The sequence below is a fragment of the Mitsuokella apri genome (assembly GCF_047974105.1).
Lineage (GTDB): Bacteria > Bacillota > Negativicutes > Selenomonadales > Selenomonadaceae > Mitsuokella.
The window spans coordinates 396,394-410,102 of record NZ_JBHYRS010000002.1 but is presented as its reverse complement, the minus strand read 5'-3'; the positions used below and the strand labels follow the sequence as shown (position 1 = coordinate 410,102).

General features: G+C 56.4%; 13 protein-coding genes and 1 riboswitch. All 13 genes read left to right on the top strand.

The window, feature by feature from the left end; translation table 11 throughout:
* Positions 1–96 precede the first annotated feature (96 nt).
* The 13 genes from cdaA to ribD all read left to right on the top strand — a co-directional run bounded on the left by cdaA (position 97) and on the right by ribD (position 13,708).
* Positions 97–936: a diadenylate cyclase CdaA gene (gene cdaA / locus ACE419_RS04865; RefSeq protein ID WP_435721224.1), complete on the top strand. Its 840-nt coding sequence runs from the start codon at positions 97–99 to the stop codon at positions 934–936.
* Positions 933–1,901, top strand: a complete 969-nt coding sequence (locus tag ACE419_RS04860) for a CdaR family protein (RefSeq protein ID WP_435721223.1) — start codon at positions 933–935, stop codon at positions 1,899–1,901. The genes cdaA and ACE419_RS04860 overlap by 4 nt, the downstream gene beginning before the upstream one ends.
* A gap of 43 nt (positions 1,902–1,944) precedes the next feature.
* Positions 1,945–3,564, top strand: coding sequence for an NAD(P)/FAD-dependent oxidoreductase (locus tag ACE419_RS04855; protein ID WP_435721222.1), 1,620 nt, complete (start codon positions 1,945–1,947; stop codon positions 3,562–3,564).
* Between the two features lie 42 nt (positions 3,565–3,606).
* Positions 3,607–4,956: a phosphoglucosamine mutase gene (gene glmM / locus ACE419_RS04850; RefSeq protein ID WP_435721221.1), complete on the top strand. Its 1,350-nt coding sequence runs from the start codon at positions 3,607–3,609 to the stop codon at positions 4,954–4,956.
* Between the two features lie 5 nt (positions 4,957–4,961).
* Positions 4,962–5,738, top strand: a complete 777-nt coding sequence (locus tag ACE419_RS04845) for a sirohydrochlorin cobaltochelatase (protein ID WP_435721220.1) — start codon at positions 4,962–4,964, stop codon at positions 5,736–5,738.
* Positions 5,739–6,003: 265 nt separating this feature from the next.
* A complete protein-coding gene (cobI, locus tag ACE419_RS04840; protein WP_435721219.1) occupies positions 6,004–6,732 on the top strand; it encodes a precorrin-2 C(20)-methyltransferase in 729 nt (242 codons plus the stop codon).
* Positions 6,733–6,751: 19 nt separating this feature from the next.
* A complete protein-coding gene (locus ACE419_RS04835; RefSeq protein WP_435721218.1) occupies positions 6,752–7,729 on the top strand; it encodes an ABC transporter substrate-binding protein in 978 nt (325 codons plus the stop codon).
* Positions 7,730–7,746: 17 nt separating this feature from the next.
* Positions 7,747–8,754 (top strand): FecCD family ABC transporter permease, encoded by a 1,008-nt coding sequence (locus ACE419_RS04830; RefSeq protein WP_435721217.1) that lies wholly within the window; start codon positions 7,747–7,749, stop codon positions 8,752–8,754.
* Positions 8,751–9,566, top strand: a complete 816-nt coding sequence (locus tag ACE419_RS04825) for an ABC transporter ATP-binding protein (RefSeq protein WP_435721216.1) — start codon at positions 8,751–8,753, stop codon at positions 9,564–9,566. Before ACE419_RS04830 ends, ACE419_RS04825 begins: the two co-directional genes overlap by 4 nt.
* A gap of 263 nt (positions 9,567–9,829) precedes the next feature.
* Complete coding sequence (locus tag ACE419_RS04820) at positions 9,830–10,054, top strand: FeoA family protein (RefSeq protein ID WP_295632801.1); 225 nt, start codon at positions 9,830–9,832, stop codon at positions 10,052–10,054.
* A gap of 82 nt (positions 10,055–10,136) precedes the next feature.
* Positions 10,137–12,035, top strand: a complete 1,899-nt coding sequence (feoB, locus tag ACE419_RS04815; protein WP_435721215.1) for a ferrous iron transport protein B — start codon at positions 10,137–10,139, stop codon at positions 12,033–12,035.
* Positions 12,036–12,090: 55 nt separating this feature from the next.
* A complete protein-coding gene (locus ACE419_RS04810; RefSeq protein ID WP_295632796.1) occupies positions 12,091–12,261 on the top strand; it encodes a FeoB-associated Cys-rich membrane protein in 171 nt (56 codons plus the stop codon).
* Between the two features lie 108 nt (positions 12,262–12,369).
* A riboswitch (FMN riboswitch) is annotated at positions 12,370–12,494 on the top strand.
* A 122-nt stretch (positions 12,495–12,616) separates the two neighbouring features.
* Positions 12,617–13,708, top strand: coding sequence for a bifunctional diaminohydroxyphosphoribosylaminopyrimidine deaminase/5-amino-6-(5-phosphoribosylamino)uracil reductase RibD (ribD, locus tag ACE419_RS04805; protein ID WP_435721214.1), 1,092 nt, complete (start codon positions 12,617–12,619; stop codon positions 13,706–13,708).
* Position 13,709 lies beyond the last annotated feature (1 nt).

The following is a 13,709-nucleotide window of genomic DNA, read 5'->3' as shown; positions in this document are numbered from 1 at the left end:
AATTTATCGGACAGCAAATGTCTTTCTTTTCATTTTTCATTCATAAGGATTTGTCATTATAGTATTATCTTGTATTTATATTTAGGAGTTTTGCTTATGCCGTTTGAGCTGCCATACCCATTACAATTTCATGGTATCATCTCGACGATCGGGCCGATGGATATCCTCGATATCTTCATTGTGGCGGTCATCCTTTATAAAGTCTATGTCCTGCTGCAGGACACGCGCGCGATTACGCTCGTCAAGGGCATTCTCGTGCTCCTCGGCGTTACGATGGTCTGCAGCTGGCTCGAGCTGCACGTCATTTCGTGGCTGCTGCAGAAGGCGGTAACACTCTTGTTTGTCGCCTTGCCAATCGTCTTTCAGCCGGAACTGCGGCGCGCGCTCGAGCATCTCGGTCAGGGAAAGTTCCTCGGCCCGTCGGTGCTGCTTGATGATGAGGAAGCAAATTCGGTCGTCAATGAGCTCGCGAAGGCCGTCAAGGTCATGTCGGCCAACAAGACGGGCGCACTCATCGTCATCGAACGCGATATGGGCCTCAACGATATCAGCGCTACGGGCATCCAGATTGATGGCCTGATTACCGCGGATTTTCTTTTGAACGTCTTTATCCCGAATACGCCGCTGCATGACGGTGCGGCCGTTGTGCGCGGCAAGCGCCTCATCGCGGCCGGCTGTCTTTTGCCGCTGACGGAAAATCGTTCGCTCTCGACGGAGCTCGGCACGCGCCACCGCGCGGCCATCGGCCTTTCCGAGCAGTGCGATGCCTTAATCGTCGTCGTCAGTGAGGAGACGGGCACGATTTCCGTCGCGGAGAACGGGCGCATGGTCCGTCACCTCGACACGGAAAAACTCAAGAATATCCTGCGGCCGGCGTTCACTTCCCCGCAGAAGGGACTCAGGGAGATCATCCGGAACTGGAGGAAGAAGAAATGATGTCTAGATTGCGCAATATTGTGCAGCATAATCTGCCGGCGAAGGTTCTGGCCCTTGTCATTGCGGTCATTCTCTGGGGCTATGTCATGAACGACCAGAATCCTTCCATCGAGAATACGTATACGGTACAGCTCGATGTCGTCAATGCGCCGGATGGCTATAAAATCACGAAAGATGCCTCGACCATCAAGCTGCGCGTCCGCGGTCCGCGCTCGCTGTTTGTCTCGGCGACGGACAGCGATTTCAAGGCATATGTAGACCTTGCAAAAGTTGAAGAGGGCAAGCACGCGGTTAAGGTACAGACCGTGCTGCCGCAGGGCTTTGAGCTTGTCGAGGCCAAGCCGGACACCGTGACGTTTACACTCGAACGCATCGTGCAGAAAACGATGAAGGCCGAGTTCATCGTGACGGGCTCGACGGCACCGGGTACGACCGTCGCGCATATCGAGCCGTCGGTCGAAAATGTCACGATTGAAGGTGCGGAGTCCGATGTCAAGGAAGTCACGCGCGTCATCGGCTATGTCGGCCTTGCGGGCAATGGCGACGATTTCAAACTGAAGGTGCCGCTGACGGCCATCAACGCCGATGGGCGTGAGGTCTCGGGCGTTACCGTCAAGCCGGCTTCAGCTGAGGTCAGCGTGCAGCTGGCCCGCGGCCTCATGAAGAAAATCGTCACGGTCAAGCCGGTCTTGGGCGACAGCCTGCCCGATGGCTACGAAATCGGCTCTGTCAAGACGGACCCTGTGAAAATCGAGATAGCCGGACCGGAAAACGTCCTCTCGAAGATTACAAGTATCGAGACGGAGAAAATTTCACTTGACGGCCTGACGAAGACAACGGACAAGAATGTCCAGCTCGCACCGTCGGACGGTGTCACGGTGACGAATAACAGCGTGACGGTCCACATCGAAGTCAGGGCGAAGAAAAAAACGCCTGCGTCTTCACCTTCTGCGACGAGTTCGTGATTTATAGTTCAGCAATTTAAAAATAGTTGATAGGAGGACTGCAATGATCCGCATCCGCAATCTGGCCGTGCCGTTCACGGAGACGGCCAGCCTCAAAGATCTTGCAGCCAAGCGTCTCATGTTACCACCTCAGCAGCTTGATGAGGTGGTAATTGTGCGTAAGGCTGTCGATGCGCGCCGCTACCACGGTGCGCCCATTGAGTTTGTCTACATGCTCGACGTGAAGCTCGACAAAAAGCTCGAGAAGAAAGTCCTGCAGAAAATGAAGCGCGACCGCAATGTCGAAGGGCTGAGCGATAAGCCGCCTGCCGCGGAAAAACTGCCAAATCTAAAGCTTGAAAAACGGCCCGTCGTGGTCGGCTTTGGCCCTGCGGGCATGTTTGCGGCTTTGACGCTTGCGCGCCACGGCTGTGAGCCCATCGTGCTCGAGCGCGGCCACGATGTCGACACGCGCCACGAGGACATCAAGAAGTTCTGGCAGGGCGGGGCCCTCGACGTCCAGTCGAATGTGCAGTTCGGCGAGGGCGGCGCAGGGACATTCTCCGACGGCAAGCTCACGACGCGCATTAACGATGTGCATATGAAAGATGTCATCGAGGCGTTCATTGCGGCGGGAGCACCTGAGGAAATCCGCTATCTGCATAAACCGCATATCGGCACGGATATCCTGCGGGAGGTTGTGCGCAACATTCGCAAAGAAATCATCCGCCTCGGCGGGACCGTGCGTTTTTCTTCGCAGGTTACGGACCTTGAGCTCGGCGCGGAGGGCGTTGAGGCCGTCATCATCAACGATGAGGAACGCCTTGAAACGGACGTTGTATTCTTCGGCATCGGTCATTCGGCGCGCGATACGTACCAGATGCTGCTCTCGCGCGGCGTCGCCATGGAGGCCAAGCCTTTTGCCATGGGCGTGCGCATCGAGCATCCGCAGGAATTCATCGACCGCGCACAGTACGGCGAGGATGCAGGGAACCCGCTCCTGCCTGTGGCCGACTATGCCCTGACCTACAAGGACCCCGTGACGGGGCGCGGCGCGTATTCCTTCTGCATGTGTCCGGGCGGCTATGTCGTCGCGGCGGCTTCCGAAAAGGACCGCGTCGTCACGAACGGCATGAGCAACTACAAGCGCGATTCGGGCATCGCGAACAGTGCCCTGCTCGTGCAGGTCGCACCTGCTGACTTCGGTCAGGAAGTGCTCGCCGGCATGCACCTGCAGCAGAAGCTCGAGAGTCTGGCCTTTGACCTCGGCGGCCGCAATTACTTTGCGCCGGTGCAGACGGTCGGTGATTTCCTTAAGGGAACGAGCGGCTCGCAGGAATTTTTGACGAAGCCGACATACGCACCGGGGGTCAGGGCGGCGGATTTGCACCGCTGCCTGCCGGATTTCATCACGAAGACACTCGCGGGGGCTCTCCCTTATTTTGACCGCAAGATTGCGGGCTTTGCCAACGAGGGCGCCGTCATGACGGGCGTTGAGACGCGTTCTTCGGCGCCGTGCCGCATCCGCCGCGACCGCGCGACGTTTGTCGCCGAGGCGACGCCGGGGCTTTACCCGATGGGCGAGGGCGCAGGCTACGCGGGCGGCATCATGAGCGCCGCGGTCGACGGCATGAAAGCCGCACTTGCATTTTTAAGCGAAAATGTGCATACTAATAAGATGTAGAGTTTTGTAAAACGAAAATTGAAACCTCAGGGGGAAAGAATTATGGCAAGATTATTTGGTACAGACGGTGTCCGCGGCGAGGCAAATGTCACGCTGCTGCCGGAGATGGCTTACCGCCTCGGCCGTGCCGCTACGCTTTATTTTGGCAAAGAGTCCGACGAACAGCCGCTCATCATCATCGGCCGCGATACGCGCATTTCGGGCGAGATGTTTGAGTCGGCCCTGACAGCCGGCATCTGCTCGGCAGGCGGCCGTGCCATGCTCGCCGGCATCATCCCGACGCCGGCCATTGCGTATCTTGCACGCAAGCACAAGGCCAAAGCCGGCATCGTCATCTCGGCTTCGCACAATCCGTTCCACGACAACGGCATCAAATTCTTCGGCGGCGACGGCTACAAACTGCCGGACTCCGTTGAGGACGAGCTCGAGGCCATCGTGCACCAGCTTGAGACGGATGACAACTTCGCACGTCCGTCCGGCGCTCATATCGGCCATATCGAATACCGCACGGACCTTCTGAACCAGTATATGGAATTCGTGCTTTCGACCTGCAAGGAACGTTTCGACGGCGTCAAGGTCGTGCTCGACTGCGCGAACGGTGCTGCCTACGAGGCCATGCCGAAAATCCTGCGCCATCTCGGTGCGAACGTCAAGGTCATTCATGCGCTGCCGAACGGCACGAACATCAACGACGGCTGCGGCTCGACGCATCTTGAGTCGCTGCAGAAAGCCGTCCTCGAGAATCATGCGGACTTCGGCATTGCGCATGACGGCGACGCCGACCGCTGCCTCTGCGTCGACGAAAAGGGTCAGGTCATCGACGGCGACCACATCCTCGTCATGTGCGCGATGGATATGATGAAGGAAGGCAAGCTTCCTTATAATACGGTCGTCACGACGGTCATGGCCAACATCGGCTTCCATCAGGCCATCAAAAAGGCCGGCGGCCGCGCTGAAATCACGAAAGTCGGCGACCGCTACGTCCTCGAGAACATGCTGAAGAACGGCTATAAAATTGGCGGCGAACAGTCCGGCCACATCATTTTCACGGACTTCTCCACGACGGGCGACGGCCTCATCACGGCCCTGCAGGTCCTTTCCTCGCTGAAGCGCAGCGGCCGCAAGGCTTCGGACCTCACGGCCCTGATGACGACGTATCCTCAGCTGCTCGTCAACGTCAAAGTCGCGACGAAGGAAGGCTGGGAAGAGAACGAGGCCATCAAAAAGGCCATTGCCGAGGGCGATAAGGAACTCGGCGAGAACGGCCGCATCCTCGTGCGTCCTTCGGGAACGGAGCCTCTGATCCGCGTCATGGCTGAAGGTCCGGATCAGGAACAGCTTGACCGCATCTGCCATGCCATCGCCGACGTCGTCAAGAAGGAACAGGGCTGAGGTGTATGAAACGCGCTGTTCTGCTCGTGAGCTTTGGCGCGTCTCACGATGATTCGCGCCGGCTTACGCTCGATGCCCTTGCAGAGGACTTTAAGGCGGAATTTCCAGAAGCTGTCATTTGTCAGGCCTATACGTCCGTCTTTATCCGCAAAGCCCTTGCAAAACGCGGCATTCATATCGATTCGCTTACAGAAGCCCTTGAACGCCTCGCGGAAGAAGGCATGGAAGAGGTGCTCGTGCAGCCGACGTATATGACGCCGGGGGAGGAATATGAGCAAAAAGTCCTCGCCGTCGTGCCGTCCTACAAGGACCGCTTCAAGCGCCTCACCGTCGGGGAGCCTGCCTTTGCACGCGAAGAAGATTACGCCAAAAATCTCTTGGCCATCTGCCAAAGCATCTTTCTGCCGCGCGGCACGGACCTCGTGCTCCTCGGACACGGTTCGCCGCACCGGCACAATCCCGTCTACGAGCGCCTGCAGCGGGAAATCGACGCGCAGGGACTGCCCATCCACGTCGGCGTGCTCGAATCGACGGACACGCCGGACTTTGCGATGGTGCTGAAGAGACTGCAGGCCCGCAGAGCCCAAAAAGTTCTCCTGGCACCGCTGCTGCTGACGGCCGGCATGCATGTCGAACGGGATTTGGCCGGCGAGGACGAGACTTCATGGAAGTCCCGCCTTACGCAGGCCGGCTTTGCCGTCAGCACCATCGTGCAGGGACTCGGCGAGTCGCCGTATTTCCGTGCAATTTACATCGACAAGGCAAGAAGACTCCTTGGATAATTCGCAAGCGAGACAACAAAACTTCATGGTGATGTTCTTATGATAGAAGGTCCTGCATCCAATTACGGGTGCAGGGCCTTTTCTATTTACGGCATTACAGCAAGGGAAGAAAAATTCATGGCAGGGCGGGGAGAAAGCCTGTGCTGTTTTTATTGACAGTCTTTTTGGAAAAGGGTACGATGAAAAAGAGCCTGCCCCTGCAGGCGTATAGTTTCTTATTTGGTCTATAGAAAGGACTGGTTGACATGTTAGGAGGATATTTGCGATGACGAACGGGATTTTTTTTGGTATTGGCGTCGGACCGGGCGACCCGGAGCTTTTGACCGTCAAGGCCATCAAGGCCATCCGTCAGGCAGATGTGCTGATTGCACCGAAGACGGAGAAAAAGGACGGCAGTGTGGCGCTCTCGATTGCGCGGCCCTATCTGAAAGAGGACATCGAGATTGTCTATCAGGTATTTCCGATGGTCCGGGATTTCGCTGAGGATACGGGAGCTTGGGAACACAATAAGGCAGAGATTCTAGCGCTTTTGCATCAGGGCAAAAATGTGGCGTTTTTGACCCTTGGCGACCCGATGTTTTTCAGTACGTATATTTACGTTTATCGTCTGCTGGAACACGAAGATGTCCAGATTGAGACGATTCCGGGCGTGCCGGCCTTTGCGGCGATTGCGAGCAAAAGCGGTGTGCCGATTGTCGAAGGGAATGATATCCTTTCCATCATTCCCGCTACAGCCAAGCCGGAAAAAATCCAACAGGCCATGGCTGTCTCCGATAATGTGGTCCTGATGAAGGTCTATAAGAACTTTAAGGATGTCGTAGGGATGCTCAAAGGACAGGACCTGCTTGAACATGCCGTGCTTGTGAGCCGCGCCGGCCTTGACGGCGAACGCGTGCTGCACAGCCTTGAACATCATCAGGACGAAAAACTCAACTATCTCTCGACCATCCTGACGCGGCGAAACGTTTCGCAGCAGGATGAAGATAAAGCATGAGAGCTGAAGGAGGATTATCATGAGACGGACAGCCATGTTGAAATGTCTCACAAGTATCAGTATGCTGCTTTTACTGCTCGTGTCTTTTGCAGGCTGCGGCAGTCAGCAGAATACCTCGCAGGGCTCAGGCACAGCCAGTCAGGAACATTTTGCCGTCATTCACGATGCCATGGGCCGCGATGTCGTGCTTGCAAAAAAGCCGGAGCGCATCGTCGTGACTTCGGCCTCGTTTCTCGAGCCCTTGCATGAAGTCGGCGGCGACGTCGTCGGACGGCCGGACTCCAAGACGAAGATGCCGGACTATGCCAAAGACAAAATGAGCGTCGGCAAAGTCTACCAGATTGATGTCGAGAAAGTGCTCGCGTGTGAACCGGACCTCGTCATCGTCAACAAAGGCATGAACGAGAAGCTCGTCAATACATTGGAAGAAAACGGCATCAAGACCGTCGTGCTCGACATGAAGAGCTACGACGACGTCAAGGATGAAATTCGCGCCATGGCCAAGATTACGGGCGAAGAGCAGAAGGGCGAGGACCTCATCGCTTCGATGGACCAGAAGATTGCGGATATCAAGGCGAAGATTCCTGCCGACAAACACCGCGTTTCGATTATTCACAGCACGAATCAAGGCCTGACCATACAGCTCGATGGCAGCATTGCCGGCTGCACGGCCAAAATGCTCGGCTGGGACAATGTCGCCTCGGGCATGACGCCGCTTGAGAAAAATCCGGACGCCGCGCCCTACAGTATGGAAACGCTCGTCGAGCAGAATCCGGAAGTCATCTTCGTGACGAGCATGGGCAAAATCGAAGAGGCCAAAGCCGGCATGGATAAGACGATGCAGGAAAATCCGGCTTGGCAGACAGTCGAAGCTGTCAAAAACGGCCGCGTCTACTATCTGCCGCAGGACCTCTTTTTGCTGAGTCCGGGCATCCACTATCCGGAAGCCGTTGAAACGATGGCCAAATGCCTCTATCCGGAGGCCTTCAATAAGTGAGCAGGGAGATTTCGCAAATGAGAAGGACGGCAGAAGCAGGCAGAAGGCGGCAGGCAGGGAAACTTGTCATCTGTTTTGTGCTTTTTGCCGTGCTGTTTTTGACGGGCGGGCTTGTCAGCATTATGCTGGGTTCGGTAGAGATTCCTGCTGCAGAGATATTGTCTGCCCTTGCAGGCGGGCAGGCCGGCACGCACGCGCAGATTCTCATGAACATCCGGCTGCCGCGCACCATCGTCGCCGCACTTGTCGGCATCGACCTCGCACTTTCGGGCGCCATATTGCAGGCCATCATGAAGAATCCTCTGGCCGATCCTCACATCATCGGTATTTCGTCAGGCGCAGGACTCATGGGCATCATTGTCCTGCTGCTTTTTCCTGCTTATACGGCTCTTGTCACGCCGGCGGCGTTTCTCGGCGCAATGGGTGCGGCCATGCTCATCTACCTGCTCGCGTGGAAAAACGGCATCCAGCCCATCCGCATTATACTCGCCGGCGTGGCTGTCTCCGCGTTTCTCGGCGCGGGCATTTCGGCCCTGATGATTCTCTACAGCGACCGCGTGCACAGCGCTCTTTTGTGGATGGTCGGCGGCCTTTCGGCACGCAGCTGGCCGCATGTTGCCATGCTCTGGCCCTATACGCTCGCGGGCGGCATTTTGGCGCTGCTCGCGGCGCGCCACCTCAATATCCTGCAGCTCGGCGATGAGATGGCCAAAAGCCTTGGCCTGCGCGTCGAGCTCACAAGGCTCCTTTTGACGGCCGTCGCGGCTCTGCTCGCGGCCAGTGCCGTCTCCGTCGTCGGCCTTCTCGGCTTTGTCGGGCTCATTGTGCCGCATATGGCAAGGCTGCTCGTCGGTTCCGACTGCCGCGTGCTGCTGCCGGCCTCGGCTCTTTTGGGTGCAGCCGTGCTCATGTACAGCGATACGTTTGCGCGCGTGGCCTTTGCGCCCATAGAGCTGCCCGTCGGCATCATCATGGCGGCCCTCGGCGCGCCGTTTTTCCTGTTCCTTTTGAGGAGGCAGCTATGAGACTTTCGGCAGAGCATCTTTCGTATCAGATAGAAGGGAAGGAGATTCTCAGGGATATTTCCCTGACGTTTCCCGAAGGGAAGCGCACGGCCATTATCGGGCCGAACGGGGCGGGCAAGTCGACACTGCTGCGCCTGCTTGCGGGTCTCATTAAGCCATCACAGGGAAAAATCCTGCTCGATGACCAGGATATTCAGGCCATCGGGCGGCAGAAACTGGCACAAAATCTTGCCGTGCTGCCTCAGGGCGCTGCGGCACCGCCGGATACGACGGTAAGGCGCCTTGTGGATTATGGCCGTTTCCCGTACCGCTCGTACTTCCGCGCGGGGAATCCCCAAGACGACCGCAAGGCCGTGGAGTGGGCCATGAAAGTCACGCAGGTCAAGGATTTTGAATCGCGGCAGGTCGCGTCCCTTTCAGGCGGCGAGCGTCAGCGCGCTTTTCTCGCGATGGCCCTCGCGCAGCAGCCTGAGATTTTGCTGCTCGACGAGCCGACGACGTATCTTGACATTGCGCATCAGCTTGAGGTCATGCAGATCATCCGGGAAGTCAATGAACGCTATGGCATGACGGTCATCATGGTGCTGCACGACATCAACCACGCCCTGCAGTACGCCGATGAGGCAGTCGTGCTGGCGAATCACCGTGTCGTCAGTCAGGGCAGGCCTGACAAAGTCATCTCGGTCGGACTGCTCGCCGATGTATTTGGCGTCCGGGCAGAGCGTTTCGTGAATGAGCAGGGGCATACCGTGCTCTCGCCGACTGGATTGGTCGATACGATGAAAAATAAAAAGAAGCCTTTTTTGAAATGAACTTTTAGGGTTTTCCGTGTCTTTGCGGAAGCCCCTTTTTTTATTGGCAGCATAGTACAGCGCGGTGAAAAGATAGGAAAAAATAGAAAAACAGAATACATTTTTTATTTATCTGTATGAAAATGTTCAATTTTATAATGCGATTGAAATTTTTTATCAAAAAAGTGGCTAATTGTCTTGACATCTGAGAATGAGATAAGCTATCATAGTCACATAAGAAATAATCTCATTATCATGTTTATTCGTTCAGGAGGCGTTTTGATTTGACACTGAAAGACGGGAAAACCGGCATGACGCTGAAGATCGTCAAGATCAATGAATCGGATCTGAAACAGCGCATGATGACGATGGGCCTGATTCCGGGCACAAAAGTCAAAGTACTGCGTTCTGCTCCACTCGGCGATCCTATCGCCATCGGCGTTCGTTCGTACAACCTTGCCCTGCGCAAGGCCGATGCCGAAAATATTGAAGTTCAGCAGGTCGGCTGACCACTGGATACGGTACAAAGCAGCAAGGCTTATCTTTTGGCACAAAAGACAAAAGCAGCGAAAGGAGACGTATTTTTTACTTATGTCAACATTAGCAGTAGCATTGACCGGCAATCCGAATACCGGTAAATCCACTATTTTCAATGAACTCACGGGCGCACGCCAGAAAATCGGCAACTGGCCGGGCGTCACGGTCGACAAGAAAGTCGGCTATACGCGGTATAAAGACCGTGCGATTTCGATTGTCGACCTGCCGGGCACGTACAGCGTCAACGCACGCAGCCCGGAAGAGAAAATCGTCATTGATTACCTCATGAACAACAAACTCGACCTCGTCATGGACGTTGTCGACAGCTCCAACATCGAGCGCAACCTCTTTTTGACGGTGCAGCTCTTAGAGCAGGGCATTCCGCTTCTCATCGACCTCAACATGCAGGATGACGCCAAGCGCCGCGGCATCAAGATCGACACGAAGAAGCTCGAAGAGGCCATTGGCATGCCGGTCGTCGAGACCGTCGGCCGCAGCAGCAAGAGCACGAAGAAGCTGCTCGATGTCTTCACGAGCACGGTCATGGCCAACTATCATGTGAGCCCGCAGGTGCAGGAGCACATCGATAAGGTCAATGCCATCAAGGCCAGCAGCAAATCCGAGAACGAAAAAGACGAGGCCATCATCGAGGCACGCTATGCTCTGATTGATAAAATCATGGCACAGGCCGTCGACATGGGCAATGTCGGCCAGTCCACCTCCGAAAAGATTGACCATTATCTTGCCAACGGCTTCCTCGCCCTGCCGATTTTCCTGCTGATCCTCTATGCGGTCTTCCAGATCACGTTCACGTGGATCGGCCAGCCAATCGCCGATTTCCTCGACGATGCTATCAATACGGATTTTGTTGATTTCATGACGGACTTCCTCACGTATGCCGGTGTGGCTGACTGGATGGTCTCGCTCGTCTGCGATGGCATCATCTCCGGTGTCGGTGCCGTCCTGACGTTCGTACCGCTGATTTTTGTCCTGTTCTTCTGCCTGTCCTTCCTTGACGGCACGGGCTACATGGCCCGCATCGCCTTCATCATGGACCCGATCATGCGCCGCTGCGGCCTGACGGGCAAAGGCGTCATGCCGCTGATGATGGGCTTTGGCTGCGGTGTACCGGCCATCATGGGTGCGCGTGCCCTCGATTCCGAGAAGGACCGTATGATTTCCATCCTCGTCACGCCGTTTTTGACCTGCGGTGCGAAGCTGCCGATCATGGCCCTGTTCGCCGCGATGTTTTTCCCGGATAATGCGGCCAACGTCGTCTTCGCAATGTACGTCATCGGCATGGTCATGGCCATTGTCGTCGCGAAATGCCTCGGCAAGACGGTCTTTAAGGACAAGGGCTCGACGTTCCTGCTCGAACTGCCGCCGTACCGCGTGCCGGATATGAAGACGGTTCTCCTCGAGACTTGGGATAAAGGCAAGGGCTACCTCGTCAAAGCCGGTACGATTATCTTTGCCGCTTCCGTCCTGCTCTGGGTTATGTCCAACTACAACTTCAGCGGTCCGTGCGAGATTGAAGATTCCATCCTCGCCACGATCGGCAGCTGGATGTCGAATCTCTTCGTCTTCCAGGGCTTCAACACTTGGGAAGCCGGCGCAGCTGTTCTCTCCGGCATCATGGCCAAAGAGACGGTTGTCGCGACCATCGGTATTCTCTATGGTGCCGGCGATGTTTCGACCGAAGCAGAAGATGCAGCCGATACGGCTTCGACGATGATGCAGACGGGCATGGCCACGGCCTTCACGAGCCTTTCGGCCTTTGCCTTCATGGTCTTCTCGCAGCTTTACACACCCTGTGTCACGGCACTCGGCACGATCAAGAAAGAAGCCGGCGGCTGGAAATGGGTGGCATTCTCGGCCTTCTATATGTTCGCCATCGCCTGGTTTGTTTCGCTGCTCGTCTACCAGATCGGCCGCCTGCTGGGCTTCGAATAAGTCACAGCTCGTTTGAAAGAAATATGATATAATGATTTCGTTAGGAGGGATTTTTATGGCAACCTTTATCGTAGGGGCAATCATCACGGTGGGGCTCTATTACGCCCTGCGTCATGTCTATCGCAATTTCCGCATGGGACGCGAGGACTGCTGCGGCGGCAACTGTGCGGCCTGCAGCGGCCACTGCGCGGGCGGCCATGCCATCCTGCCGAAAAAAAGCGCCTGATGGCAGTGTAAAAAGCCACAAATAAATTTATGAGTTCCCCGTCATCTGTCAAGCAGCTCTCTTATGGGTAGACAGAGGCGGGGAACTGTGCTATCATAGCAAATAGAGATTTGTCTTTGAGGCGGGGAGCATTTCCCCACCGGCGGTAGAGCCCGCGAGCCTGTCCTTCGGGACGGGCATGATCCGGTGAGATTCCGGAGCCGACCGTATAGTCGGGATGAGAAAAGGCATGTACGTGTTACTGGCATGTAGTGAAGCCGTCGGCAAAGATTGGATATCTTTGCTGGCGGCTTTTTGTTTTCTCGAGTCTCATAAGCAGATTCATCAAATAACAGGAATTCTGAGGTGATGAAGAATGCAGGATGAAGATTTTATGCGCGAGGCATTGGCGCTGGCGCGCAACGCGGAGGGACGCACGTCGCCAAACCCCATGGTCGGTGCGGTCATCGTGCGTGACGGACGCATCATCGCGGCCGGCTGGCACAGGAAAGCCGGCACGCCGCACGCGGAAGTCCACGCGCTGCGCATGGCCGGGGACCTCGCAAAGGGCGCGACGCTCTATGTGACGCTGGAGCCGTGTTCGCACTATGGCCGCACGGGCCCCTGTGCCAAGGCCGTGGCCGAAGCCGGCATCAAGCGCGCGGTCATCGCGATGAAGGACCCGAATCCGCTCGTGTCGGGCCGCGGCATCGAGATTCTCGAAGAGGCGGGCATCGAAGTCAAGATCGGCGTGCTCGAAGAAGAAGCGCGCCGGCTCAATGAGGCATTTCTCAAGTGGGTGCCGCATAAGATGCCGTTTGTCGTTTTGAAGACGGCGATGACGCTCGACGGCAAGATTGCAACGTATACGGGCGAGTCGCAGTGGATTACGAATGAAGCATCAAGGCTGCGCGTCCATGAGTACCGCGATATCTACGACAGCATCCTCGTCGGCATCGGCACGGTGCTGCGCGATGACCCGAGCCTGACGACGCGTCTGCCGGACCATACGGGGAAAAATCCCGTGCGCATCATCGTCGACAGTCAGGCGCGCACGCCGCTCACGGCCAAAGTCGTGACGGACGGCAAGGCAAGGACCATCATCGCCGTGACGGAACAGGCCCCGCTGGAACGCATCAAAGCCTTAGAAAAGGCAGGAGCAGAGGTCATCACGGCGGGGACCGGTGCGCATGTCGACCTCAGAAATCTCCTGCAGCAGCTCGGTCAGAAGGAAATCTGCTCCGTCTTTGTCGAAGGCGGCGGCCGCATCAATTTTTCCCTGCTGCAGGAAGGTCTTGTCGACAAGGTCCACGCCTTCATTGCGCCGAAAATCATCGGCGGCAGCGAGGCGCTGACGCCGGTCGAAGGCGAGGGCTTTGCTTCGCTGCACGACGCTGTGGAGCTCCGCGACGTCAAGGTCGAGACGATCGACGGCGATATCCTGCTCACCGCCTACACGAAACACTGAC

Coding starts and splice junctions, on each gene's coding strand:
- cdaA (WP_435721224.1), top strand. CDS start 97: ATGCCGTTTGAGCTGCCATACCCATTACAATTTCATGGTATCATCTCG.
- ACE419_RS04860 (WP_435721223.1), top strand. CDS start 933: ATGATGTCTAGATTGCGCAATATTGTGCAGCATAATCTGCCGGCGAAG.
- ACE419_RS04855 (WP_435721222.1), top strand. CDS start 1,945: ATGATCCGCATCCGCAATCTGGCCGTGCCGTTCACGGAGACGGCCAGC.
- glmM (WP_435721221.1), top strand. CDS start 3,607: ATGGCAAGATTATTTGGTACAGACGGTGTCCGCGGCGAGGCAAATGTC.
- ACE419_RS04845 (WP_435721220.1), top strand. CDS start 4,962: ATGAAACGCGCTGTTCTGCTCGTGAGCTTTGGCGCGTCTCACGATGAT.
- cobI (WP_435721219.1), top strand. CDS start 6,004: ATGACGAACGGGATTTTTTTTGGTATTGGCGTCGGACCGGGCGACCCG.
- ACE419_RS04835 (WP_435721218.1), top strand. CDS start 6,752: ATGAGACGGACAGCCATGTTGAAATGTCTCACAAGTATCAGTATGCTG.
- ACE419_RS04830 (WP_435721217.1), top strand. CDS start 7,747: ATGAGAAGGACGGCAGAAGCAGGCAGAAGGCGGCAGGCAGGGAAACTT.
- ACE419_RS04825 (WP_435721216.1), top strand. CDS start 8,751: ATGAGACTTTCGGCAGAGCATCTTTCGTATCAGATAGAAGGGAAGGAG.
- feoB (WP_435721215.1), top strand. CDS start 10,137: ATGTCAACATTAGCAGTAGCATTGACCGGCAATCCGAATACCGGTAAA.
- ACE419_RS04810 (WP_295632796.1), top strand. CDS start 12,091: ATGGCAACCTTTATCGTAGGGGCAATCATCACGGTGGGGCTCTATTAC.
- ribD (WP_435721214.1), top strand. CDS start 12,617: ATGCAGGATGAAGATTTTATGCGCGAGGCATTGGCGCTGGCGCGCAAC.